The sequence below is a fragment of the Rhodococcus sp. MT28 genome (genome assembly GCF_058792695.1).
Map to the genome: position 1 here is coordinate 120385 of NZ_JBXAFD010000007.1, position 24151 is coordinate 144535.

Annotated in this window: 19 protein-coding genes; 6 read left to right on the top strand and 13 right to left on the bottom strand. The window is 63.0% G+C overall.

Going from position 1 to position 24151, the window contains the following annotated elements:
• Positions 1 to 185 precede the first annotated feature (185 nt).
• The 4 genes from ndk to AC1Q6C_RS25495 are packed head-to-tail and all read right to left on the bottom strand — an operon-like array spanning position 186 to position 5178.
• On the bottom strand, positions 186 to 605 hold the full coding sequence (gene ndk / locus AC1Q6C_RS25480; protein ID WP_003944527.1) for a nucleoside-diphosphate kinase: 420 nt from the start codon (positions 603 to 605) through the stop codon (positions 186 to 188).
• An 18-nt stretch (positions 606 to 623) separates the two neighbouring features.
• On the bottom strand, positions 624 to 1064 hold the full coding sequence (locus AC1Q6C_RS25485) for a DUF4233 domain-containing protein (protein WP_003944448.1): 441 nt from the start codon (positions 1062 to 1064) through the stop codon (positions 624 to 626).
• Positions 1061 to 2500, bottom strand: a complete 1440-nt coding sequence (gene folC / locus AC1Q6C_RS25490) for a bifunctional tetrahydrofolate synthase/dihydrofolate synthase (RefSeq protein ID WP_007730993.1) — start codon at positions 2498 to 2500, stop codon at positions 1061 to 1063. The genes AC1Q6C_RS25485 and folC overlap by 4 nt, the downstream gene beginning before the upstream one ends.
• Positions 2497 to 5178: a valine--tRNA ligase gene (locus AC1Q6C_RS25495; RefSeq protein ID WP_039973213.1), complete on the bottom strand. Its 2682-nt coding sequence runs from the start codon at positions 5176 to 5178 to the stop codon at positions 2497 to 2499. Before AC1Q6C_RS25495 ends, folC begins: the two co-directional genes overlap by 4 nt.
• 172 nt (positions 5179 to 5350) lie before the next feature.
• On the opposite strand from AC1Q6C_RS25495, the gene AC1Q6C_RS25500 reads away from it, so the two are divergent.
• The gene (locus AC1Q6C_RS25500; protein WP_492666874.1) at positions 5351 to 6052 is read left to right on the top strand and encodes a hypothetical protein; all 702 of its coding nucleotides are present in this window, start codon (positions 5351 to 5353) and stop codon (positions 6050 to 6052) included.
• A gap of 71 nt (positions 6053 to 6123) precedes the next feature.
• Here the strand turns inward: AC1Q6C_RS25500 and AC1Q6C_RS25505 are convergent, their stop codons facing one another.
• From AC1Q6C_RS25505 to AC1Q6C_RS25515, 3 genes are all read right to left on the bottom strand, one after another.
• On the bottom strand, positions 6124 to 8157 hold the full coding sequence (locus tag AC1Q6C_RS25505) for a S9 family peptidase (protein WP_030536637.1): 2034 nt from the start codon (positions 8155 to 8157) through the stop codon (positions 6124 to 6126).
• A 12-nt stretch (positions 8158 to 8169) separates the two neighbouring features.
• Positions 8170 to 8784, bottom strand: a complete 615-nt coding sequence (locus tag AC1Q6C_RS25510; protein ID WP_042450225.1) for a GNAT family N-acetyltransferase — start codon at positions 8782 to 8784, stop codon at positions 8170 to 8172.
• Positions 8785 to 8847: 63 nt separating this feature from the next.
• Positions 8848 to 9855 (bottom strand): iron-siderophore ABC transporter substrate-binding protein, encoded by a 1008-nt coding sequence (locus tag AC1Q6C_RS25515; RefSeq protein WP_030536639.1) that lies wholly within the window; start codon positions 9853 to 9855, stop codon positions 8848 to 8850.
• Positions 9856 to 9976: 121 nt separating this feature from the next.
• On the opposite strand from AC1Q6C_RS25515, the gene AC1Q6C_RS25520 reads away from it, so the two are divergent.
• On the top strand, positions 9977 to 12286 hold the full coding sequence (locus tag AC1Q6C_RS25520) for an FdhF/YdeP family oxidoreductase (protein WP_030536640.1): 2310 nt from the start codon (positions 9977 to 9979) through the stop codon (positions 12284 to 12286).
• A gap of 1 nt (position 12287) precedes the next feature.
• The gene (gene fdhD, locus AC1Q6C_RS25525) at positions 12288 to 13157 is read left to right on the top strand and encodes a formate dehydrogenase accessory sulfurtransferase FdhD (protein ID WP_003944453.1); all 870 of its coding nucleotides are present in this window, start codon (positions 12288 to 12290) and stop codon (positions 13155 to 13157) included.
• Here the strand turns inward: fdhD and AC1Q6C_RS25530 are convergent.
• From AC1Q6C_RS25530 to aroQ, 3 genes are read right to left on the bottom strand one after another with little or no spacing between them, the layout of a single operon-like run.
• Positions 13108 to 15021, bottom strand: coding sequence for a sugar phosphate isomerase/epimerase and 4-hydroxyphenylpyruvate domain-containing protein (locus AC1Q6C_RS25530; RefSeq protein ID WP_492666875.1), 1914 nt, complete (start codon positions 15019 to 15021; stop codon positions 13108 to 13110). The two genes, fdhD and AC1Q6C_RS25530, sit on opposite strands and share 50 nt — an antisense overlap.
• Positions 15018 to 15896, bottom strand: coding sequence for a shikimate dehydrogenase (locus AC1Q6C_RS25535; protein ID WP_492666876.1), 879 nt, complete (start codon positions 15894 to 15896; stop codon positions 15018 to 15020). Before AC1Q6C_RS25535 ends, AC1Q6C_RS25530 begins: the two co-directional genes overlap by 4 nt.
• Positions 15896 to 16345 carry a type II 3-dehydroquinate dehydratase gene (gene aroQ, locus AC1Q6C_RS25540; protein WP_007730969.1) on the bottom strand — a complete coding sequence of 150 codons (450 nt, stop codon included), beginning with the start codon at positions 16343 to 16345 and terminating at the stop codon, positions 15896 to 15898. Before aroQ ends, AC1Q6C_RS25535 begins: the two co-directional genes overlap by 1 nt.
• A 127-nt stretch (positions 16346 to 16472) precedes the next feature.
• Here aroQ and AC1Q6C_RS25545 point away from each other — a divergent pair, with 127 nt between their 5' ends.
• From AC1Q6C_RS25545 to AC1Q6C_RS25555, 3 genes are all read left to right on the top strand, one after another.
• Positions 16473 to 17147 (top strand): TetR/AcrR family transcriptional regulator, encoded by a 675-nt coding sequence (locus tag AC1Q6C_RS25545; protein WP_019749082.1) that lies wholly within the window; start codon positions 16473 to 16475, stop codon positions 17145 to 17147.
• A gap of 71 nt (positions 17148 to 17218) precedes the next feature.
• Positions 17219 to 19441: a glycoside hydrolase family 3 C-terminal domain-containing protein gene (locus AC1Q6C_RS25550; protein ID WP_492666877.1), complete on the top strand. Its 2223-nt coding sequence runs from the start codon at positions 17219 to 17221 to the stop codon at positions 19439 to 19441.
• 190 nt (positions 19442 to 19631) lie between these two features.
• Complete coding sequence (locus tag AC1Q6C_RS25555) at positions 19632 to 20969, top strand: MFS transporter (RefSeq protein WP_003944496.1); 1338 nt, start codon at positions 19632 to 19634, stop codon at positions 20967 to 20969.
• 117 nt (positions 20970 to 21086) lie between these two features.
• On the opposite strand, the gene clpX is transcribed toward AC1Q6C_RS25555, so the two are convergent.
• The 3 genes from clpX to AC1Q6C_RS25570 form a co-directional block, all read right to left on the bottom strand.
• Positions 21087 to 22367, bottom strand: coding sequence for an ATP-dependent Clp protease ATP-binding subunit ClpX (gene clpX / locus AC1Q6C_RS25560; protein WP_003944582.1), 1281 nt, complete (start codon positions 22365 to 22367; stop codon positions 21087 to 21089).
• Between the two features lie 333 nt (positions 22368 to 22700).
• Positions 22701 to 23363, bottom strand: a complete 663-nt coding sequence (locus AC1Q6C_RS25565) for an ATP-dependent Clp protease proteolytic subunit (RefSeq protein WP_003944539.1) — start codon at positions 23361 to 23363, stop codon at positions 22701 to 22703.
• Between the two features lie 48 nt (positions 23364 to 23411).
• On the bottom strand, positions 23412 to 23999 hold the full coding sequence (locus AC1Q6C_RS25570) for an ATP-dependent Clp protease proteolytic subunit (RefSeq protein ID WP_007730960.1): 588 nt from the start codon (positions 23997 to 23999) through the stop codon (positions 23412 to 23414).
• Positions 24000 to 24151 lie beyond the last annotated feature (152 nt).

Consider the following 24151-nt stretch of genomic DNA (forward strand, 5'->3'; position numbering starts at 1 on the left):
ATCGAACCTAGGTGTCATCCGGTTGAACGTGCGTAAAACAAATTGCGGTTCAACTGAAAGCAGTATCCCACACCAACGCGCCTGCAACTGCAAAGGGCGCACCGATGTGGGATACGTGCCGAGAATTCGCTGTGGAGATGTGGGCCGAAGGCCCGTTCATGTGGGCCAGAGGCCCGATCGGAGATTCAGATGGACGACAGCGCGGGGAACCACAGAGCGATTTCACGCTCTGCCGACTCCACGGAGTCGCTGCCGTGAACGAGGTTCTGCTGCGCTTCGAGTCCGAAGTCGCCGCGGATCGTACCCGGAAGAGCCTTGTCGACCGGGTCGGTTCCGCCGGCCAACTGACGGAAAGCAGCGATGGCTCGGGGGCCTTCGAGCACTGCGGCCACCAGCGGACCGGAGGTGATGAACTCCAACAAGCTCGGGTAGAACGGACGCTCGGCGTGTTCTGCGTAGTGGCTACCAGCCACCTCTTCGGAAGCTACGCGGAGGTCGAGTGCTGCAATTGTCAGGCCTTTGCGCTCGATACGGCTGAGGATTTCTCCTACGTATCCACGGGCAACGGCGTCGGGCTTGATCAGTACGAGGGTGCGCTCAGTCACAGCGGACAGCCTAAATGGTCAGTCCCGCTGACCGGGAAGCAGGCCCTTGTCCATCCGGCGCTTGATGTCTCTCTGCAGGTAGACGAGGTATCCCCAGACGATCCCGAAGGTGATCGCCACACCGGCGATCGACGGGTGGACGAAGAAACCGAACAGAAGGATCACCTGCAGCGCGACGTTGAACCCCATCGCCCACGGCTTGCCCTGGATGCCCGCACCCAGAATCATCAGTACCGCCAACCCGATGATGAATCCCGCGGAGGCCGCGGTGAGGCCTCCGCCGACGACCGCGACAACCGGCAAAGCCAGCAGCACGACGATCGCCTCGAGGATCAGGGTTCCGGCCATCACTCCGCGGAAGCTTTTCCACGGGTCCTTGGTCGGCGGCCCGAACTCGCCGGCAGTGTCTCCGGGCTCGTGGTCTCCGGACTCGGGATTGGCATCTGACGGGGTACTCACGCGGGGTCCTTTCCGAACAGCGTGCGGGCGGCGCCTGCGGTCACGACGGATCCCGTCACCACCACACCCGCCCCTGATACGGCCTCACCGGGTTCGGCGACCTGCTCGGCGATTTCGATCGCGACTTCCAAGGCGTCGGCAAGCACCGGCGCAACGACGACGCGCTCGTCGCCGAACTTCGCGACGGCGATGTTCGCCAGTTCTTCGACGTCCATCGCCCGGGGTGACCCGTTGTGGGTGACGACGATCTCGTCGAAGACGGATTCGAATGCAGTCAGGATGGCGTCGACGTCCTTGTCCGCCATGACGCTGACCACTCCCACGAGCTTGCGGAAGTCGAACTCGGCGGCCAGTGCGGCCGCGAGAGCGCGGGCACCGTCTGGATTGTGGGCGGCGTCGAGAAAGACCGTCGGCGCACTCCGAACACGTTCGAGGCGACCGGGATTGACGACCGAGGCGAACCCGTTGCGGATTGCATCCTGATCCAGTTGTCGATCCGGACCGGCACCGAAGAACGCTTCTACGGCAGCGAGCGCGAGCGCGGCGTTGCGCGCCTGATGCTCACCGTGAAGGGGGAGGAAGATGTCGGTGTACACACCGCTCAAGCCTTGAAGTTCGAGCTGCTGTCCGCCCACCGCGATCTGGCGAGCAAGCACCTTGAACTCCGAGCCTTCACGAGCGACCGCGGCCTCCACCTCGACAGCACGCCGCAGCAATACCTCCATGACTTCGGGAGTCTGCTCGGCGATGATCGCGACGGTGTCCACCGGAACCAGGTCCTCGCGGCCCTTCTTGATGATCCCGGCCTTCTCCTCCGCGATCCCGGCCAGGTCGGTGCCCAGGTACTCGGCGTGATCGAGGCTGATCGGGGTGATCACCGCAACCTGTCCGTCGATCACGTTGGTGGCGTCCCAGCGTCCGCCGAGGCCGACCTCGACCACGGCGACGTCGACCGGCGCCTCCGCGAAGGCCGCATAGGCCATGGCGGTGAGCACTTCGAACTTGCTCATCGCCGGTCCCCCGGCTTCCTCCGACTGTGCGTCGATCATCTGCACGTACGGCTCGATCTCGCGGAACGTGTCCACGTAGAGCCGCGGCGAGATCGGATGACCGTCGATGCTGATCCGCTCGGTCGCGATCTGCAGATGAGGGCTGGTGGTTCGCCCGGTGCGACGATGCAGAGCCGTCATCAACGAATCGATCATGCGCGTCACCGACGTCTTACCGTTGGTTCCCGTGACGTGCACCGACGGATAGTTGTGCTGAGGCGAGCCCAGGACATCCATGAGCGCCTCGATACGAGTCAGTGACGGCTCGATCTTGGTCTCGGGCCAACGTTTGTCGAGTTCTGCTTCCACCAGCGCCAGTTCGGCGATGTCGACCGGAGTCGGAACCGAACTCTGAGCGTCGAATTGGGACGGTTCGTACGAACTCACTTGTCGGCCAACTCCTTCAGACGTCCCGTGATGCGCTCGATCTCTTCGACGGCGATCTGGCGACGTGTCTTGATCTTGTCGACGACGGCGTCGGGCGCCTTCGCCAGGAAGGCCTCGTTCGCCAGCTTGTTGTCAGCGGTGACGAGCTCCTTCTGCGCTGCCGCGAGGTCCTTTTCGAGCCGCTTCTTCTCCGCGCCGAGGTCGATGGTGCCCGAGGTGTCGATGTCGACAGTGACGGTGCCCTGGCTCAGGCGCACCTCGACGGAGATCGACGCGGTGAATCCCTCTTCGGGTTCGGTCAGCTTGGCCAGCGCCGCCACGTAGGCGAACTGGCCGTCCATGCCGGCCTCCGAGAGCCCGGACGCACGAGCCGGGACCTTCTGGGAAGGCTTGAGTCCCTGATCGTTTCGGAATCGTCGCACCTCGGTGATCAGCTTCTGCGTGTCTTCGATCCTGGTTGCGGCCTGGGCGTCGACTGCCTCACCGGACAACGTGGGCCATTCGGCGACGACGACGGACTCGCCGCCGGTGAGCACCTTCCACAGGGTTTCGGTCACGAACGGAATGACCGGGTGCAGGAGGCGGAGCAGTGCATCGAGAACGTTGCCGAGCACGGCGCGGGTGTTCGCGGCGACGGCCTCGTCGGCGGCGAACTGCACCTTGGCGAGTTCGAGGTACCAGTCACAGACCTCGTCCCACGCGAAGTGGAACAGGCCTTCGCACGCCTTGCTGAACTCGTAGCGATCGAATGCGGCGTCCGCCTCGGCCTGGACCGTGTCGAGACGGTCGAGGATCCAACGATCGGCGTCGGTCAGTTCGCTTCGAGCGGGCAACGGCGCGGGAGCAGCGCCGTTCATCAGAGCGAACTTGGTCGCGTTGAACAACTTGGTCGCGAAGTTGCGCGAGGACTGCGCCGAATCCTCACCGACGGACAGGTCGCTGCCCGGGTTGGCGCCGCGTGCAAGTGTGAATCGCAGGGCGTCGGCGCCGAAACGATCGACCCAGTCGAGTGGGTCGATACCGTTGCCGCGAGACTTCGACATCTTCTTGCCGTACTGATCGCGGACCAGTCCGTGCAGGAACACGTCCTTGAACGGCATCTGCGCGCCGGACTTACCCGGACCGGCGGTGATCGACTCGTCCTCGGACACGTAGGTGCCGAACATCATCATGCGGGCGACCCAGAAGAACAGGATGTCGTAGCCGGTGACGAGAACGCTGGTGGGATAGAACTTTTCGAGTTCGGGCGTATTGTCCGGCCAGCCCATCGTCGAGAAGGGCCACAGTCCGGAGGAGAACCAGGTATCGAGGACGTCGGGATCCTGGACCCAGCCTTCCGGCGCCGTTTCGTCAGGACCGAAGCACGCAACTTCACCCTCGGGGCCATACCAGACCGGAATGCGGTGACCCCACCAGAGCTGACGGGAAATGCACCAGTCATGCATGTTGTCGACCCAGTCGAACCAGCGTGGCTCCTGGCTCGCCGGGTGAATGACGGTGTCCCCGTTGCGAACCGCGTCACCCGCAGCCTTGGCGAGCGTCTCGACCTTGACCCACCACTGCAACGAGAGACGAGGCTCGATGGCCTCGCCACTGCGCTCGGAGTGCCCGACGCTGTGCAGGTACGGGCGCTTCTCGGCGACGACGCGTCCCTGCTCGGCGAGAGCTTCGCGAACCTTGACGCGAGCCTCGAAGCGGTCCATTCCGTCGAATTCGGTTCCGGTGTCGGCAATCTTGCCGGTCTTGTCCATGATGGTGGGCATCGGCAGGTTGTGCCGCAGGCCCATCTCGAAGTCGTTGGGATCGTGAGCCGGCGTGATCTTCACAGCGCCGGTTCCGAACTCGGGGTCGACGTAGTCGTCGGCGATGATCGGGATCTGACGCCCGGTGAACGGATGATCGAGAGTGGTGCCGATGAGGTGCTTGTAGCGCTCGTCCTCGGGATGGACCGCTACTGCGGTGTCACCGAGCATTGTCTCGACGCGAGTGGTCGCGACGATGACGTGCGGCTCGTTGTCGTCGAGCGAGCCGTAGCGCAGGGAAACCAGCTCACCCTCGACGTCCTCGAACTTCACCTCGATGTCGGAGATCGCGGTCTGCAGCACCGGCGACCAGTTCACGAGACGCTCGGCGCGGTAGATCAGGCCCTCGTCGAACATGCGTTTGAAGACTGTCTGGACTGCGCGGGAGAGGCCCTCGTCCATCGTGAAACGATCACGACTCCAGTCGACGCCGTCACCGATGCGCCGCATCTGGCCACCGATGGTTCCACCGGATTCGCGCTTCCAGTCCCAGACCTTGTCGATGAACAGCTCGCGGCCGAAATCTTCCTTGGTCTTTCCGTCGGCAGCGAGTTGCTTCTCGACGACGGACTGCGTGGCGATACCGGCGTGGTCCATGCCTGGCAGCCACAGCACCTCGTAGCCCTGCATCCGCTTGCGACGGCTGAGCACGTCCATGAGGGTGTGATCCAGGGCATGGCCCATGTGCAGGCTGCCGGTGACGTTCGGGGGCGGCAGCACGATGGAGTAGCCGGGCTTGTCGCTGGTCGCGTCGGCCTGGAAGTACCCGGCGTCTACCCAGCCTTGATACAGATCGGCCTCTACCGCGCTGGGGTCCCAGCTCTTGGGTAGGGCGTCGGCGGGGGTCTGGGGGTTCTCTGGAGCTGCACTGGTCACCACTTGATCCTAATGACTCCCCCGTCGTGAACGAATTCGCCCGTCGGCCGCCGCAGCGCACACGAACGACTGCCCCGCAGTCCGGGGTCAGCCGAACAAACGATATTCACCGATCCGCTCCGCTGACAGGATCGCTCTGAAGGACGACCGACCAACGACCTGTGGAGCAAATATGTTGAACAACTGGAGTTCTCGCCGTCCCGGCGTTCGAACCATGGCGGCGGCCGCGACGATCGGAGCGGCGGTTGCCCTCGTGCTTCCGGCGACTGCGTCTGCTGCCCCCGGCATCGAAGAAAGTGTGCAAGGAAGCATCGACAGTGGCAGCGCCACGATCAACGGAAGCGTCGGCGATATCGGGAACGACATCGCAAACGGCATCGCCAGCGGCAGCGTGGGTGACATCGTCGGCGGGATCGCCACTGGGAACCTCAACGACGTCCTCGGCGGCCTGAACGCCGGCTCGACCAGCGCGATGGACATCGTCAACGGCCTGGCCAGTGGCAACGTCAGGGACATTCTCAGTGGCCTGGCCAGCGGCAGCGGCGGCGGCGGATCATTTGCGCCCACGCAGCGCTGCGACGCCTCGACCGTCTCGGGCGGCGCAGGAATCACCAGCACCAAGCACGAACTCGGCCGCGGTGGCCCGACCTCGTTCGTGCTCGGCTACGAGACCGAAAACGTCCCGGACCTGATCGAGGTGTACTACGAAGGTCGGTTGATCCACAGCACCGGATACATCGGCGACAACATCAACGAGGGAACTGGTTCAGCTGTCGTCAACGTGCCCGCCGGTGGGGCGTCGTCCGTTCTGGTTCGCGTCACGGGCCCCGACCACACCGAGTGGTCGTACACCGTTCGTTGCCCCGGCGCCTGATTCCGGTCCGGATCCACGCGAAGACGCTCGTGCCTCGTTCGGTGTTTCATCCGAACGAGGCACGCGCGGGTTCAGCCCAGAATCTCCGGTAGCGCGACATCTTCGCCGAGAACGTGCTCGGAGAGGAACGCGGTGACCACCTCGTACCAGATCTTGGTGTGCTGCGGCTTGAGCACCCAATGATTCTCGTCGGGGAAGTAGAGGAAGCGATGGTCCGTTTTCCCGTCGTCGTCGGCGGGCAGACCTGACTCGGCAAGCAGTTCGTACCAGAGTCGCAAGCCCTCACCGATCGGAACCCGGTAGTCCTTGTCGCCATGGATGACCAGCATCGGAGTCGTGATGTCCGCGACGTACAGATGCGGCGAATTCTCGACGGCCATCTCAGGCGACATCTCGCGCTGCCAGTACCAGGCAGCGTCCGTCGTCGGGCCGAATTGATCGAGTGCCCACAGACTCGCGTGGGTGACGATGGCGTCGAAACGGTTGGTATGTCCGGCAATCCAGTTGGCCATGTAACCACCGAACGAACCACCCATCGCGCCTGTTCGCTTGGGGTCGATCTCGGGCTGGGCGACAGCAGCATCGGTGATCGCCATCAGATCGGTGAAGGGCGCCTTGCCCCACTGACCCCACCCCCGCTGGACGAAGTCCTGGCCGTATCCGGTCGAGAGCGCGGGATCTGGTAGCAGTACTGCATAGCCCTTGGCGACGAGCAGCCACGGATTCCACCGCCAGGACCAGGTGTTCCACGAACCGAGTGGGCCGCCGTGGACCCAGAGAAGCAATGGCACCGGTGCATGCGGCGCGGCGCCCGTCGGCAGCGCCAACCAGCTACGCACCGTCGAACCGTCCTCGGCACGCGCGGTGATCTCGGTCAGTGTTCCCGGCAGCTCCGGCAAAGTGTCGGGCCCACGAAGTGCGGTGATCTCACCTGATCGCAGATCGACCCGCACCACGTGCGGGGGCGCTTCGTACGAGGCTCGCAACGCGTAGATCGACTCACCGTCCGGCGCCACTCGAACGTCGGTGTACGCCGCGTCGTCGGCTGTCAGGCGCACTGGTTGGCCCCACAGGTCGATGGTGAAGATCGGACCGCGGCCGCCGTCGTCAGCGGTGACGACCAGCCCGGATCCGTCGGGTAGCCAGGCAAGTGAGGTAGGCCAGCGATCCCAGCCGTCGGCGACGCCGGTCACGGCACCGGATCCGAAGTCGTAGAGCTGCAGAGTCATTCGTGGTGCGGACTCCGGTGTGGTGAGTGTCTCCCGGATGAACGCGAGCTTGGTTCCGTCCGGCGAGAGCACCGGGTTGTAGACGTCCGCGTCGGCCTCGTCGACAAGCGTGACTCGGTCACCGGTCACCGTGTCGATCCGAACCAACGTCGATCGGCGGGCGGCACTCGCATCGCCGACAGTCCACGTGGTCACGACGAAGAGACCGTCGTCGGAAATCGTGGTCGACGTCTCCCGCAGCGCTGCGCCTGCCGTCGGTGTGATGTCCCGCAACTCGACGGATTCCTTCGAATCCGTCTCGGCCACAACCAGATGCGGATGATCGGGGCCCAGGTCGTGGTCCCAGTGGCGCACCGGATAACCGGTGTGCAGCATCGCCGTGACTTTCTTGTCCTTGCGCGCCGATCGCACCTGATCGTCCTGGTCGAGGCTGATCGCCGAAGCCATGACCGACGTCTGGGCCACGAACGTCGGCGCCGCCTTCGCCGCTGATACCGACGAGACACCACCGGGACGCGAGATCAGCAGCTGAGCTTCTCCGCCCGCCGCTGGTAGGCGCCAGAGTGCTGGTTGCGGATCACTCTCGCCCGGCACGGCTCGCGTGGCAGTGAAGAGCACGTCGCCGTCGAACGCGAAGGCAGCACCGGACTCGCTGGTCGAACCCCAGGTCAACCGACGCGCAGGACGCCGGCCTTCCGGGTCGATCTCCCACAACGAGGACACGTATTCGGCGCTCTTGTCGTCGAGAACGGCGCGCGCGCAGATCAGCAGCGAGCCGTCAGGTGACAACACCAGGCCGGACAACCTGGCCAGAGCGATGTAGTCGTCGAGTTCGTCGAACGGTGTGCCTGCGTGGAGCTCGGGAATCTGGGTCACCACTAGTTCGTATCACGCGCCCCGCGGTTGACGCATCATTGCGTAGATCGTCGGCCCGCCGCCTGGCATGACGATGTCACGGGTCACTTCGAAACCGAAGCGGTTGTAGTACGGGATGTTCGATTCCTTGCTGCTCTCGAGGTAAGCGTCGACATGTTGACGGTCACAACGCTCCAACCGAGAGTTCAGCAGCGCTTTGCCGTATCCCCCACCGCGCGCCGCGCTGCCGGTCCCGACGGTCGCGAGATACCAGTGCGGCGAATTCGGGTGTGCTCCTTCGAGAACGGAGCTGACCTCGGCCGCGTGTCGTAGGCCCCTGCCGAAGACACGCACCATTGCGGGCAGGCTCACGAGCCCGGAAATCCACGACTGCTTCCACCGCCCCGGCGGATCCCACAGAGTTGCCCCGCCGATCAGGCCGTTGTCGTCGGTGGCCACCTCGACGCCGCCCCCGGCGAGGTGGTGGTAACGAGCTTCTGCGGCAAACAGTTTCGTCAGGCGATCAGCCCTGGTGGCCTCGTCCGGCAACATCCACGCCATCAAGGGATCATCTTCGAACGCCTCGGCCAACACTGCCGACAGTGCCGGAATATCGGATCGGACAGCCGGCCGTACGTGTACACCCATGAGGCGAGAGTACCGCCGACTGTCCGAATCACTGGACTTTGAACAGCGCTGTCCTTGAACCGATCAGACGAGCAAGCCCGCAATCCGCGGCGGAATCTGTTCGAGCGCGTACGGCAAGCTCAGTACGGTGCTCCACGTCATGGCTTCGGCAGCAGCGTCTTCCAGAATGATCGCGCGGCCGTCCTTCACGACGTCGAGTTCCTGGTAGATCGGGGTCTTGTCCAGCTCCGCGCGAAGCTTGTCGCCGTAGCCGCCACCGGCGTACCAGACGAGTACGTCGACGTCCGCGAGCGAGAGTTGCTCGGTGCTGATCTCGGCGAAGTTACCCGTGATCTGATCGGTGACAGGCGGATTCACGAATCCGAGTTCGGTGAAGAACCGCACCTTCGGGTCTTCCGGTCCGTAGACCCCGAACTGCCCCGGCCCCTTCAACGCGCCGACCAGAACGGTCTTGCCGGCAAACGCCGGATTGGCCGTCTTCACGTCGGCGAACTTCTGGTCGACGCCGGCGATCAGCTCGGTGGCCTTACCCTGCTGCCCCAACGCTTCGCCGATGATGGTCGTCTGGTTCTGCCAGGGGATTCCGTAATCCGCGAACTCCTTGGGCTGCGCCACCGTCGGCGCAATGGCACTGAGTTTGTCGTATTGCGCCTGAGTGAGCCCGGAGTAGGTGCCGACAATGAGGTCGGGTGTCGTGGCAGCGACCTTCTCCATCTGAATGGTGGTGCCCGCAGTTCCGATGATCTCGGGAGTCGCCCCGTTCAGCAGCGGCTGCGCCCAGGGCCACACTCCGTAGGGGTAATCGCCGTACCAGTCGAAGGTTCCGACCAAGGTCCCACCGAGCGCCAGGATCGCATCTTGATCGTTGTATCCGACACTGACGATCCGCTGCGGATCCTTGGGCAACTCCGTAGCCCCGAACTTGTGGGTGATCGATTCCGCAGAGTCACCGCTGGGAGGTGTGTCCTCGTCGTTCGAACTGGAGCAGGCTGCGGCGAATGCCAGCAACGCTCCCGACGTGCCGATCAGAAATCCGCGCCGGGTCAGCCGACCTGCGTCCGTTCGATCCATGTTCCTACCCCTTAAAGTCTGCTGGTTCGGTAGGTAAGGCTAGCCGATGAAAGCTTCATTCCGGCTAGTTCGACCGGCCCATTCGATGGCAGTACCGCGCCGTTCGGGCCACTATGGAGACATGACGCGCCAGGGCCCCTCGAAGGACATCGACGAATCGGATCTCGAAGTCACGCACCCCAAGGACTACGCCGCCGGAGTTCCGGCCGTTCTGGTGTCGCTGCAACGAGGAATCGAGCAGATGGGAGCCTTGCGGACCGCCCGAACGCTCACCAGACTCAACCAGCGACACGGCTTCGACTGCCCGGGGTGTGCGTGGCCGGAGACTCCCGGACATCGCAAGCCCGCCGAATTCTGCGAGAACGGAGCGAAGGCTGTTGCCGAGGAAGCAACGCTTCGCACCGTCACACCCGAATTCTTCGCGGAGCACTCGATCGCCGATCTCGAAGGCAAGACCGACTACTGGCTCGGACAGCAGGGGCGACTGACGCACCCGATGGTCCTGACGCCGGGAGCAACCCATTACCGGCCGATCGACTGGGACGGCGCGTACGCACTGATCGCCGAACATCTGAACGGCCTCGCATCGCCGGACGAAGCGGTGTTCTACACCTCCGGTCGCACGTCCAACGAAGCCGCGTTTCTCTACCAGTTGATGATTCGCAGCTACGGCACCAACAACATGCCCGACTGTTCCAACATGTGTCACGAGTCGTCCGGAAGCGCACTGACCGAATCCATCGGCATCGGCAAAGGCTCGGTGACGGTTCCCGACCTCGAGAACGCCGATCTCATCCTCATCGCCGGACAGAACCCCGGCACCAACCACCCTCGAATGCTCTCGACGCTGGAGAAGGCAAAGAGCAACGGCGCCAAGATCATTGCCATCAATCCTCTACCCGAGGCGGGATTGCGCAGGTTCAAGGATCCACAGAAGGTGTCCGGCGTGATCGGGCACGGAGTCGACATCGCGGACGAGTTCCTGCAGATCCGGCTGGGCGGCGACATGGCGCTGTTCCAAGGCCTGGGGAAGCTGCTGCTCGAGCAGGAAGATCGCGCTCCCGGGACGGTCGTCGACCGCGCTTTCGTCGACCGGTACTGCGCCGGTTGGGACGAATACGAGAAGCACATCCGCGCGGTCGATCTCGACACGGTACTCGAGGCAACGGGTCTGTCGATGGCACAGCTCGAGGAAACGGCTGCCGCACTTGCCCGATCCGAGCGAACCGTCACCTGCTGGGCCATGGGGATCACTCAGCACACACACGGAGTCGCCACCATCGAAGAAGCAGTCAACCTGCTGCTCATGCGTGGAATGATGGGCAAACCCGGTGCCGGCGTTTGTCCGGTGCGAGGACACTCCAATGTCCAGGGTGACCGCACGATGGGCATCTGGGAAAAGATGCCGGAAGAGTTCCTGGCCGCGCTCGATACCGAGTTCTCGATCTCGAGTCCCCGCAAGCACGGATGGGACACCGTCGACGCGATCCGCGCCATGAACGCAGGCAAGGCAAGCTTCTTCATGGCGATGGGCGGCAACTTCATCCAGGCAAGCCCGGACACCGCAGCGACTGAAACAGCGTTGCGTCAATGCGAACTCACCGTGCAGGTGTCCACCAAGCTGAACCGCAGTCACGTGGTCCACGGGCAGACCGCGATCATCCTCCCCACCCTCGGACGCACCGACCTCGACGTCCAAGCCGGCGGAAAGCAGCTTGTCTCCGTGGAGGATTCGATGTCCATGGTGCACCTGTCGCGCGGACGCCTCACACCGGTCAGCCCCTACCTGCGTAGCGAAGTCGCCATCATCTGCCAACTCGCCCGCGAACTACTCGGCAACGATCACTCCGTCCGCTGGTCGGCCTTCGAGGGCAACTACGATCTGATCCGCGATTCCATCTCACGGGTAGTGCCAGGCTGCGAAAACTACAACTCCCGCGTTCGAGAGCCAGACGGATTCCAACTCCCCCACCCGCCGCGTGACTCGCGTGAGTTCCGCACGCACACCGGCAAAGCCAACTTCGGCGTGAACGACCTGCACTGGATACCCACTCCGAGTGGGCGCCTGATTCTGCAGACGATGCGCAGCCACGACCAGTACAACACCACGATCTACGGCCTCGACGACAGATACCGCGGCATCAAGGGCGGACGCAAAGTCATCCTCGTCAACGCCGAAGACATCACCGCGCTCGGATTCCGTGACGGCGATCTCGTCGACATCGTGTCCGAGTGGACAACACCCGACGGCACACTCGAAGAGCGTCGGGTCACGGAATTCCGCATCGTCTCCTACGACACCCCGCGCGGCAATGCTGCGGCGTACTACCCCGAGACAAATCCGCTCGTTCCCCTCGAACACGTTGCAGCCAAGTCGAACACGCCGGTGTCGAAGGCCGTCACCGTTCGACTCGAAGCATCGGGCGCCTGAGATGGGACGAGTCACCGCACGAACACCGGTCGTTCGAATCTCGGGTGATCGGGTCGTCACGCGCCCCGACACGCTGGCCGTCGAGGAACCACTCGAAATGAGAGTGGGCGGTCAGGTGCTGGCAGTGACGATGCGGACCCCCGGCAACGACGTCGATCTCGTGCACGGATTCCTTCTCAGCGAAGGTGTCATCGCCACCCGCGACGACGTGAGCGTCGTCCGCTACTGCGACGGCGTCGACGAATCCGGTGCGAACACGTACAACGTCCTCGACATCGCTCTCGCTCCCGGAGTGCCGTTGCCCGACCACACCACCGACCGCAACACCGTCGTCAGTTCCGCGTGCGGCGTGTGCGGCAAGACCTCGCTCGACGCCGTCCGAACCACGACGCGACATCCGCTGGTCGGTGACACGACTTCCGTCACCTCGACCATCCTGTCGGCCATGCCGGTCACACTGCGGGAGAGCCAACGGATCTTCGAGCGCACCGGTGGCCTGCACGCGGCCGGATTGTTCACCGCCACCGGCGAACTCCTGGCACTGCGCGAGGATGTCGGCCGTCACAACGCCGTCGACAAGGTGATCGGTTGGGCCATCACCGACGGCCGAGTGCCCCTCTACGACACGATCTTGATCGTCAGCGGGCGGGCGTCGTTCGAACTCGTCCAGAAGGCCGTCATGGCCGGCATTCCGATCCTCGGTGCTGTCTCCGCGCCGTCGTCGCTGGCAGTGGAACTAGCGCAGGAGTCCGGGCTGACTCTCGCCGGTTTCATCCGCGGCGATTCGATGAACGTCTACTCGCACCCGCACCGAGTCGAGGTCACGTCGAACTCGCACGCAACTGAGCCGACAGTCGCACAGCGGAGTTGACTTCCCCGTAGCCCTCGTATCCACCCACCCGCTGCACGACCTCGAAGAACAGGTCTCCCCCGACGGTCGGGGTGAACAGGTGGAAGAACTCGCCGTGAGCGTCCGCGTCGTAAAGAATTCCGGTGCTGCGCATCCGGTCGAGCAGTTCCGGATTCAGTCCGAAACGCGCGTCCAGATCGTCGTAGTAGTTCGGGGAAATGGGTAGCGGAGCAAATCCCCAGTCCTGCATGGACGCAGCGGCACCGAAGATGTTCTCACACGCGAAGGCGACGTGGCTGACGCCGCCGCGACGGACCGTCGGCAGCCCACTTCGACTTCCCTCCACCATGTTCAGCGAGATGCGCAGGGTATGTCCGTCACCGCCTTGAACGAGCGTGAGCGCCTGGCTTCGCATGAGGCCGACAGAATCGGTGACGTCCTGCCCCTCGTGTGGTTGCATCTCGAACACGGACCGTAGGAGCAGCATGATGCCGTCCCAGCTCTCGGCCGGAACCGCCAGTGCCACGTGGTCGATCCCGGTGAACACTGCGCCCTGTTCACGATTGCGCTCGGCGGGCAGCGGGTAGATCTCGAATGCCGATTCCCACGCTGCTGCGCTGCCGGGGCCACGAAGGTCGATCGATGTCGCATCGGTGACCTTCAGGCGTACGACGTCCGGTACCTCGGAGTTCTCGTCGCTCGACCCCGGCAACTGCACGCGCGTCGCCGGCACTTCGAGAGCCAGAGCGCGCTCTCCCCACACCTCGGGTTCGGTTGCCCGGATGCCGATCTGAGTGAGAACCGGTAGATCCGCAGGCCGCCCGGGCGCCGTCCACACCGTGCCCGAAGTCGCATCCACGGCAACGGTGAGCGGTCCGTGCCGCCACAACTGCAAATCGTGATCGTGGTGCCGTCCGACAAGATGAAAACCGACGCGAGAGAGCATCGAGTGCACCTGGTCCTGTTTAGCCGGACCCGCAGCGATTCGCAGAGACACGATCCCTTCGAGCGGGGTGCGCTCCGGGGCGGTGAACAGCGTGGGTCCACCGGCGGCAGGGTTCGCGGCAGCGACCTGTTCTTCCAGATGCAGGAGCGACCGATGAGCGTCGATTGCCGTCCGCTGGGTGTCGGCGCGGCGGAATACGTCGTTGAAGATCTCGAGCGACCACGGTCCGTCGTAACCGGTGGCGTAGACATGCTGAGCGAACGCATTGAGATCGAAGCTGCCCTGCCCCGGGAAGTTTCGGTGATGCCGGCTCCACTGGAGGATGTCCATCGCCAAGAACGGAGCGTCCGCCAACTGGAGGAAGAAGATCTTCTCGCCGGGAATCTCGCGAATTCCGGCGGGATCGTCACCGCGCGAGAGGATGTGAAAGCTGTCGAGACAGGTACCGAGCGAAGGATGGTCGACGCCCTCGACGATCTGCCACGCATGGCCGTACGTGTTGACGTGGGCACCCCACGCGAGCGCCTCATAGGCAACCTTCTTGCCGTGCTCGGACGCCAGTTCGGCGAGAGCTCCGAATTGCTCTGTCAACTGACCGTCATCGTGACTTGCGGTCGGCAGGGGCGAGGAGCACACCAGGAGCGTCTCGCACCCCAGTTGATCCATGAGCTCGAATTTGCGTTGCACTCGAACAAGATTCCGAGCAAATTGGGCCTCGTCCACCGTGTCGAAGTCACGGAACGGCTGATACAGATCGAGGGTCAAGCCCAGATCCGCAGCCCTCGTTCGTAATTCCTTCGGGGACCACGGCGAAGCAACAAAATCCGGCTCGAACACCTCGAAGCCGTCGAAGCCGGCAGCAGCGATGGCGTCGAGCTTCTCCTCGAGAGTGCCACTGAGCGATACCGTCGCGATCGACGTCCGGACCGGGGCACTCACAGCGCTGCCGCAGTCTGTTCGCAGTGTACAAGTTCCGTCATGTGCGCGAGCATCCGCTTACTGTCGGGCTCGATCCCCGTGAAGATCCGGAACGCGTCGACGGCCTGGAAGACAGTCATTCCGCCTCCGCTGAGCGTCGGGGCTCCGATCAACCTTGCCTGACGCAACAGTTCGGTTTCGAGTGGACGGTAGACGATTTCGGCCACCCACAGATCAGGGCGAAGCAGATCCGGCGAGAATGCCATTCCGGGATGAGCCGCCATTCCCATCGGCGTCGCGTGGATCAATCCGTTTGCCTTGCCGAGCACTTCGGCGAGGTCGCTCGTGTGCCGCGCCTCGACAACCTGCGCCGGAAACTGCTGCGCGAAGGTTTGTGCAAGTTCCTGCGCGCGAGGCAGGCTCGAATCGACCAACGTCAGTGTCCCGACGCCACGGGTGAGCGCGGCATAGGCAACCGCCGCACCGGCTCCGCCGGCACCGAGCTGCACGACGCGATCGAGCTGTGCTCCGGGAAGTCCGTCGTCGAAATTTCGGCCGAAGCCCGACCAATCGGTGTTGTGTCCGATCGCCTTGCCGGAGTCGAAGAGGACCGTGTTCACCGCGCCGAGCCGGCTCGCATCGGGCGAGAGCTCGTCGAGGTGCTCGATCACCAACTGCTTGCACGGGTGAGTGATGTTGAGGCCGCGGAACCCGAAACGTCGTGCATAGGTGAGAAGTTCACCGATGTCCGACGGCGCCATGCCCATCACGTCGAGATCGAGGATGCGGTAGACGTACGGCAGGCCCTGTCTGCGCCCTTCCTCCTCGTGCATGATCGGAGTCAAGGAGGCTCCGATGCCGGTGCCGATCAGACCGCAGAGGATCGAATCACTCATCAGTTCTTCCCTTCTCGGACGCAGACGAATTCGACTGCGGCGCTGTAACCGTCGATTCCCAATCCGCAGATGACAGCGTCGGCGATCCCGGAGACATACGAGTGGTGACGGAATTCTTCGCGACTGTGGATGTTGCTGATGTGCACCTCCACGACGGGGGCATCGAGTGTGACCAGAGCGTCACGCAACGCAACGGAGGTATGCGAGTACCCACCGGGATTGATGACGATGCCCGCAACGTTTCCCCTGGCCTCGTGGATCCAATCGATCAGTTGGCCCTCGTGGTTCGACTGCCTTGCCTCGACCACCGCTCCGAACTTCGCGGCCGCCGCTTCACAGCGGGAAACTACGTCGTCCAGCGTGTCTCTCCCGTAGAACTCCGGTTGGCGCTGGCCCAACAAATTCAAGTTGGGCCCGTTGAGGACCAGAATCGGTAGAGATGAAGTCATCAGGGGCACCTCGGGGTTGACGCTCGAAACTAATGTACGAACTAGTGAGTTAGTTCACTGGACGTTACTCCCCCGACGCGGACTCGACAAGCAAAGTCGACAAACTGCTGACAGATAGAGTGAGCACATGGTTTCCGAGCAGTCAGTGAACTCCGTGGTGTCGAAGCCGGAGAAACGACGCCGAAACAGCGATCTGACCAGGGTGAACATCATCGCCGTCGCCACCGAGGAGTTTGCCGACAAAGGCTTTGCCGGCGCCCGAGTGGACGAGATCGCAACCAAGACTCACACCACCAAGCGCATGATCTACTACTACTTCACCGACAAGGAAGGGCTGTACAAGTCCGTCCTCGAGCATGCGTACAGCGTCATTCGTGCGCAGGAACGTGAACTCGACCTCGAGGGGTTGAACCCCACCGCAGCGGTCCGCGCCTTGGCCGAACTCACCTTCGACCACCACGAACAACACCCGAACTTCATTCGGCTGGTAGCCAACGAGAACATGCTCCGCGGTGAGCACATCGAGAAATCCGAGCTACTCAGCGGCCTCGGCGCCCCCGCCGCCGACCTGGTCTCGCAGATCCTCCACGACGGACAGCAGTCTGGGGCATTCCGCTCCGACGTAGATGCTCTCGATATTCACATGTTGATCAGCAGTTACTGCGTCTTTCGTATCGCCAATCGTTACACCTTCAAAGCGCTCTTCGACCGCGATCTGACCGACTCGACGCATCGTGAGCATCTTCGAACAATGCTCGGCGACATGGTTGTTGCGTTCTTGACCTCGAAGGCGCCGTCCTGACCCACCCCGAAGTCCGAAAAATCCCCCTACGGTGGTGAGTGGAACTCACAGCTGCCACCGGGAGGAATGACGTGACCGAGAATTACGTAGACGGGCTTTCACTCGACGAGAAGGCGTCGTTGACGTCCGGCTCGGATTTCTGGCACAGCCAGTCCGTTGCCGGCATCGAATCGATACTCCTTACCGACGGTCCGCACGGAGTCCGGAAACAACCCGAGGGCGGCGACGCACTCGGACTCGGCCACAGCATTCCCGCGACGTGTTTCCCACCGGCGGTCGGGTTGGGCTCGTCGTGGAACCTCGACCTCATCCGCCAGGTCGGTGAGGCTCTGGGCGACGAGGCCAAAGCCGAACAGGTCTCGGTCCTCCTCGGCCCAGGCATCAACATCAAACGATCACCCTTGTGTGGCAGGAACTTCGAATACGTCTCCGAGGACCCATTCCTCTCCGGCCGCGTCGCGGCAGCCCTGATCACCGGCATCCAGTCTCGCGGCGTCGGAACCTCGCTCAAGCACTTCGCTGTCAACAACCAAGAGCACGACCGGATGAGAGTCAGTGCCGACGTCGACGAACGGACGCTGCGCGAGATCTATCTGGCCGGCTTCGAATACGCCGTCAAGACCGCGGCCCCGACGACGGTCATGTGCTCGTACAACAAGATCAACGGTGTGTACTCGAGCCAGAACCATTGGCTGCTCACCGAGGTACTCCGCGAACAGTGGGGCTTCGACGGCCTCGTCGTTTCGGACTGGGGAGCGGTCAACGACCGCGTGGCGGCACTCGCCGCGGGCCTCGACCTGGAAATGCCGCCGACCGGAACCGATACCCAGATCGTCGACGCCGTGCGCGGCGGCGACCTGGACGAATCAGTGCTCGCCACTGCCGCCGAGCGCCTGGCGACGCTGGTGGCACGCACCGCCGCCGCGCGCACCGAAGGCCACACGTACGACGTCGAGCGTCACCACGAACTGGCACGGACCGCTGCAGCGGAGTCCGCTGTCTTGCTGGCCAACGACGGAGAACTACTGCCGCTGACCCCCGGCGGGCAAACCGTCGCGGTGATCGGCGAATTCGCGTGCAGCCCGCGGTACCAGGGAGCCGGCAGTTCACAGGTGGTCCCGACCAAGCTCGACAATGCCTTGGACGCGATCCTCGACCTCGAAGGCGCCGACCGCGTCACTTTCGCACCGGGCTTCACCTTCGACGGCACTCCGGACGACGACATGGTCACCGAGGCTGTCGACGCCGCACGCCGCGCCGACGTCGCGGTGCTGTTCCTCGGACTACCGTCCGCCACGGAATCCGAAGGATTCGACCGAACCGACATCGAACTGCCGGCTGACCAGATCGCCCTGCTGGAAGCGGTCCACGGCGCGAACCCGAACACGGTCGTCGTGCTCGCCAACGGCGGTGTGGTTGCGATCGAGCCTTGGAAGGATCATGCCGCCGCAATCCTCGAGGGCTGGCTACTCGGCCAGGCGGGCGGCTCGGCGATTGCCGATCTTCTGTTCGGCATCACGAATCCGTCCGGCCGCCTGACGGAGACCATTCCGCTTCGCCTCCAAGACAATCCGTCGTATCTGCATTTCCCGGGATCACAGCAGCACGTCCGCTACGGCGAAGGCCTGTACGTGGGATACCGCTACTACGACTCCGCGCTGCGCGAAGTGGCGTACCCGTTCGGGTTCGGGCTGAGCTACACCACCTTCGACATCACCGATACCTCCGTCGAGGCCGGTGAGAACTCCGCCGAAGTGACCGTCACCGTGCGCAACAGCGGCGACCGATCGGGCAGCAGCGTCGTTCAGGTCTACGTCCACGACGCCTCGGCAAGCATCGATCGACCCGCGCAGGAATTGAAAGGCTTTGCCAAGGTCCACCTCGACCCCGACGAATCCGCGACTGTGACCATCACGCTCGACAGCAGGGCATTTGCCTATTGGTCTGTCACGGAAAAGGACTGGGCGATCGAGGCCGGCGACTACGAGATCCGCGTCGGCTTCTCGTCTCGGGACATCGCAACCACCGACACGATCACCCTGGCCGGGAACGTCGGCGTCGGCACGCTCGACGCCATGTCGACCATCGGCGAATGGCTCGCCCATCCCGTCGGCAGCGCAGTTCTCGGCGCCGCCATGGCTGCCGCAGCGGGCGACGGTGCACAGGCGGTCAGCCCCGAGATGATGGCACTCGCAGGCTCGATGCCGCTCGGAAAACTCGCCACCTTCGGCCTCGGGATCACCGAGGAACAGGTGGAGCAGTTGGTGGCGGCCGCAGCACAGCCGGCCTCCTAACTCTCTGAACTGCGGTTTCGACGAGCAGCGTGACCGCCAGTAGATTTTTATGAACTATTTGGTTAATAATCTTGTGTAGTTGCTGTGGCGTCGGTTACATTTCTTGTATCGCTCTCCGCACAGACGTTCTTGATACGAACACAATCGGCGGATGTAGAGCCTCCACGACGCTTCCACCCAGGAGATGAGCATGTCAGCTAGCACGGTTACACCGTCCGGGCCCGAGGCGGGATCCTTGGCAAGGCCGGATACGACCAAGGTCAAGCGCGCCGCAACGTCGTCGTTTCTCGGCAGCATGCTCGAGTACTACGACTTCTACATCTACGCCTCCGCCGCTGCGCTCATCTTCCCCACGGTGTTCTTCCCGGACAGCGGGCATGCGGCTCTACTTTCGCTGGCCACCTTCGGTGTCGCGTACGTCGCGCGTCCCCTCGGCGCTGTAGTCCTCGGCCATTTCGGTGACCGCGTCGGCCGCAAGAAGATCATGCTGCTCACGCTCATTCTGATGGGCGCAGCCACCTTCCTCATCGGATGTATTCCCAGCGCCGATTCGATCGGAGTTCTTGCACCGATCCTTCTCGTCCTGATGAGAATCGCCCAGGGCATCTCCGCTGCCGGTGAACAGAGCGGTGCCAGCTCACTGACGCTCGAACACGCCCCCGAAGGCCGACGCGCGTTCTTCTGCAGTTGGACCCTCAACGGCACCCAGGCCGGCTTCATCCTCGCCAGCCTCGTATTCCTGCCCATCGCCGCGCTCCCCGACGACATCCTCTACACGTGGGGCTGGCGAATCCCGTTCTGGGGCAGCCTGATCGTTCTGGTCGCGGCATACATCATGCGTCTCAAGCTCGAAGAGCCCGAAGAGTTCACCGAGCAGCAGGAATCCAAGACCGTCGCCAAATTGCCTGTTGCCGATCTTCTTCGCACCCACAGCGCAAATCTGATTCGCGTGATCTGCTGCGCTTTCATCGCCGTCGTCTCGACCATCTTCTCCGTCTTCGGTCTCGCTTTCGCCACCACCGAAGAAGTGGGGATTCCGAAGTCGACCATGCTCTGGGTTGCCATCGCAGCCAACGCCGTAGCCCTGCTCAGTCAGCCCGCCTGGGCGATGCTCTCCGACCGGATCGGTCGCAGGCCGTTGTTCATCGGTGGCGCCCTCGGTAGCGCGGTGTTCATCTACGTGTACTTCGGCGCAATCGCCAGCGGCAACGTTCCCCTGATCTTCCTCGCCGCAATCGGATTGATGTCCGTCTTCTACGCTGCCCCGAATGCCATCTGGCCGTCGTTCTACTCCGAGATGTTCAACACCAAGGTCCGCTACTCGGGCATTGCGATCGGCACCCAGGTCGGCTTCGCCCTCGCAGGCTTTGCCCCCGCCATCGGCAACGCCCTCATGGGCGGCGACAAGACACACTGGATGCCCGTTGCCATTCTGACTTCGGTGGCCTGCGTCATCTGCGCGATCTCGGCGTTCACCGCTAAGGAGACGTTCCGCACCCCCCTCAAGGAGCTCGGCAACCCGATCTAGCCGACCACCCCACAGACACCCTGCACGAACCACTGTGTTACACGAACCACTGTGTTGCGCGAACGACTGTGGCCCGGCATCTCGCGAGAGATACCGGGCCACAGTCGTTTTGAAGGTCTACGCCGTCTTGTCGCGACGCTCGCCACGTTCCGGCTTACGCGGAACGATGGTCGGAAGTACGTTGTCGTTGACGGTCTCCGCGGTGACGACCACCTTTTCGACGTCGTCACGGCTGGGAATGTCGTACATCACGGGAAGAAGAACCTCTTCCATGATGGCGCGCAGGCCACGAGCGCCGGTTCCACGCAAGATCGCCTGATCGGCAATAGCGTCGAGCGCTTCTTCGGTGAACTCGAGTTCGACGCCGTCCATGTCGAACAGGCGACGATACTGCTTGACGAGAGCGTTCTTGGGCTCCGACAGGATCTGAACGAGCGATTCCTTGTCGAGGTTGGTCACCGACGCGATCATCGGCAGTCGGCCGATGAACTCCGGAATCAGACCGAACTTGATCAAATCCTCCGGCATGACCTCGGCGAAACGATCGACCGTATCCAGTTCGGCCTTCGACCGAACCTCGGCACCGAATCCGATACCGCGCTTGCCGACACGATCGGAGACGATCCGCTCGAGACCTGCGAAAGCGCCCGCGACGATGAACAGCACGTTCGTGGTGTCGATCTGAATGAATTCCTGGTGCGGATGCTTACGGCCACCCTGCGGCGGGACGCTTGCCTGCGTACCTTCGAGGATCTTCAGCAACGCCTGCTGAACGCCTTCGCCGGAGACGTCACGCGTGATCGACGGGTTCTCGCTCTTACGGGCGATCTTGTCGACCTCGTCGATGTAGATGATTCCGGTCTCGGCGCGCTTGACGTCGTAGTCGGCAGCCTGAATCAGCTTGAGCAGAATGTTCTCGACGTCCTCACCGACGTAACCGGCCTCGGTCAACGCCGTCGCGTCAGCGATGGCGAACGGGACGTTGAGCATCTTCGCGAGAGTCTGAGCGAGATACGTCTTGCCACAGCCGGTGGGGCCGAGCATCAAGATGTTGGATTTCGCGAGCTCAACCGTCTCACCCCGCGCGTCACGGCCCTTGTCGCCGGCCTGAATGCGCTTGTAGTGGTTGTAGACGGCCACGGCCAACGTCCGCTTGGCGGAGTCCTGACCGATGACGTAGTTCTCGAGGAATTCTCGGATCTCCGCAGGCTTGGGAAGCTCGTCGAGCTTGACCTCGCTCGATTCGGCCAATTCCTCTTCGATGATCTCGTTGCAGAGGTCGATGCACTCGTCGCAGATGTACACCCCGGGTCCTGCAATGAGCTTTTTGACCTGCTTCTGACTCTTACCGCAGAAAGAGCACTTGAGCAGATCCCCGCCGTCGCCGATGCGTGCCATCTCGTGAGGTCCCTACTTTCCATCATGTACGTGCACTCGCCGCCACTCGATCGGTCGAGACGCTCCGCAGTACTTCGGTAGTTGTCAGATCAGACAAACTGATCGAACAAATCTGGTCGAACAATCGCAGAACGCCGGTCGAGAACCAGCCCGTGAAGTGACGGTACCCGCAGATCCCGAACGGGGTCGACCTGTTCTCGGCGTTTCGTCTGCGGATAAAAAAAGAAAAGAGTCGAGATTTCAGCCTGGCAAGCGCTCCACCAGGCACTTCTCGACGTGTCCGCCTCGTGTCGGGAATCGGGATACAGATCCTCGACACGAGGCGGAAATCGACTACTTCTGTGCGCTGAGCTTCCGGTAAGCCAGCACGTCGTCGATGATGCCGTACTCCTTGGCCTGCTCGGCCGTGAGGATCTTGTCGCGATCGGTGTCGACGCGGATGGTCTCCGGATCCTTACCCGTGTGCAGCGACAGCGTGCTCTCCATGAGCCGACGCATACGCTCGATCTCCGCAGCCTGGATCTCCAGATCGGAAACCTGACCCTGGATGCCGCCCGTAGCCGGCTGGTGGATCAGAATGCGCGAGTTGGGGAGCGCGAAGCGCTTGCCCGGCGTACCGCCGGCCAGAAGCACGGCAGCTGCCGAAGCAGCCTGACCGAGGCAGACGGTGGAAATGTCGGCACGGACGTACTGCATCGTGTCGTAGATCGCCATCAGCGCGGTGAAAGAACCACCGGGCGAGTTGATGTACATGGTGATGTCGCGGTCCGGATCCTGCGATTCGAGAACCAGCAACTGCGCCATGAGGTCGTTGGCGGACACGTCGTCGACCTGCGAGCCGAGGAAGATGATGCGCTCCTCGAAAAGCTTGTTGTACGGGTCGGACGTCTTGACGCCGTAGCTGGTCTGCTCCGTGAACTGGGGCAGGATGTAACGCGATTGGGGGCCCGACGGCGCCTGGCCGCCCAGCGAGTTAGCTCCGAAAAGATTGGTCATCAGTTCTCCAAAGTATGAATTGGGCAGCGAAAGGATGGGCGTACCGGCTCAGTTGCCGGTGCCGCCGGCCTGATTCGCACGGGAGACGACGTGGTCGACGAAGCCGTACTCGAGAGCTTCCTTCGCCGTGAACCAACGGTCACGATCGGAGTCCGCGGTGATCTGCTCGACCGTCTGGCCGGTGTGCTGAGCAATCAGCTCGGCCATTTCGCGCTTGGTGTGCTTGAACTGCTCAGCCATGATCGCAATGTCGCTGGCGGAACCACCGATACCGGCGGACGGCTGGTGCATCATGATGCGGGCGTGAGGCAGTGCGTAACGCTTGCCCTTGGTGCCGGCCGAGAGGAGGAACTGACCCATCGACGCCGCAAGGCCCATGCCGAAGGTGGCGATGTCGCACTCGGCGAACTGCATGGTGTCGAAGATCGCCATACCGGCGGTCACGGATCCACCGGGCGAGTTGATGTAGAGCGAGATGTCTCGCGTCGGGTCCTCGGCCGAGAGCAGCAGGATCTGTGCGCACAGCTTGTTGGCGATGTCGTCGTCGACCTGGGTACCGAGGAAAATGATGCGCTCTCGCAGCAAGCGCTCGTACACCGAGTCGCTGAGGTTCAACCCAGCGGTCGCTGAAGTCATGGCGGGACTCTGCAAAGTCTCCAGGTGATTGGAAGTCACGGTACCTGCCTTCTATGTGGATCTACTTGTGCGGTGGATCGTCTATGCGAAACACTTCTACTGACACAGACAGTAACGAAGTAGGGGGGGAACAGGGGCACAGGGAGGCCCTC

What these genes read in the sequence shown, in the direction of transcription:
- AC1Q6C_RS25500 (WP_492666874.1), top strand. Translation starts at nt 5,351, where the DNA reads ATGTTGAACAACTGGAGTTCTCGCCGTCCCGGCGTTCGAACCATGGCG.
- AC1Q6C_RS25510 (WP_042450225.1), bottom strand. Translation starts at nt 8,784, where the DNA reads ATGGGTGTACACGTACGGCCGGCTGTCCGATCCGATATTCCGGCACTG.
- AC1Q6C_RS25515 (WP_030536639.1), bottom strand. Translation starts at nt 9,855, where the DNA reads ATGGATCGAACGGACGCAGGTCGGCTGACCCGGCGCGGATTTCTGATC.
- AC1Q6C_RS25520 (WP_030536640.1), top strand. Translation starts at nt 9,977, where the DNA reads ATGACGCGCCAGGGCCCCTCGAAGGACATCGACGAATCGGATCTCGAA.
- fdhD (WP_003944453.1), top strand. Translation starts at nt 12,288, where the DNA reads ATGGGACGAGTCACCGCACGAACACCGGTCGTTCGAATCTCGGGTGAT.
- AC1Q6C_RS25535 (WP_492666876.1), bottom strand. Translation starts at nt 15,896, where the DNA reads ATGAGTGATTCGATCCTCTGCGGTCTGATCGGCACCGGCATCGGAGCC.
- aroQ (WP_007730969.1), bottom strand. Translation starts at nt 16,345, where the DNA reads ATGACTTCATCTCTACCGATTCTGGTCCTCAACGGGCCCAACTTGAAT.
- AC1Q6C_RS25545 (WP_019749082.1), top strand. Translation starts at nt 16,473, where the DNA reads ATGGTTTCCGAGCAGTCAGTGAACTCCGTGGTGTCGAAGCCGGAGAAA.
- AC1Q6C_RS25555 (WP_003944496.1), top strand. Translation starts at nt 19,632, where the DNA reads ATGTCAGCTAGCACGGTTACACCGTCCGGGCCCGAGGCGGGATCCTTG.
- clpX (WP_003944582.1), bottom strand. Translation starts at nt 22,367, where the DNA reads ATGGCACGCATCGGCGACGGCGGGGATCTGCTCAAGTGCTCTTTCTGC.
- AC1Q6C_RS25565 (WP_003944539.1), bottom strand. Translation starts at nt 23,363, where the DNA reads ATGACCAATCTTTTCGGAGCTAACTCGCTGGGCGGCCAGGCGCCGTCG.
- AC1Q6C_RS25570 (WP_007730960.1), bottom strand. Translation starts at nt 23,999, where the DNA reads ATGACTTCAGCGACCGCTGGGTTGAACCTCAGCGACTCGGTGTACGAG.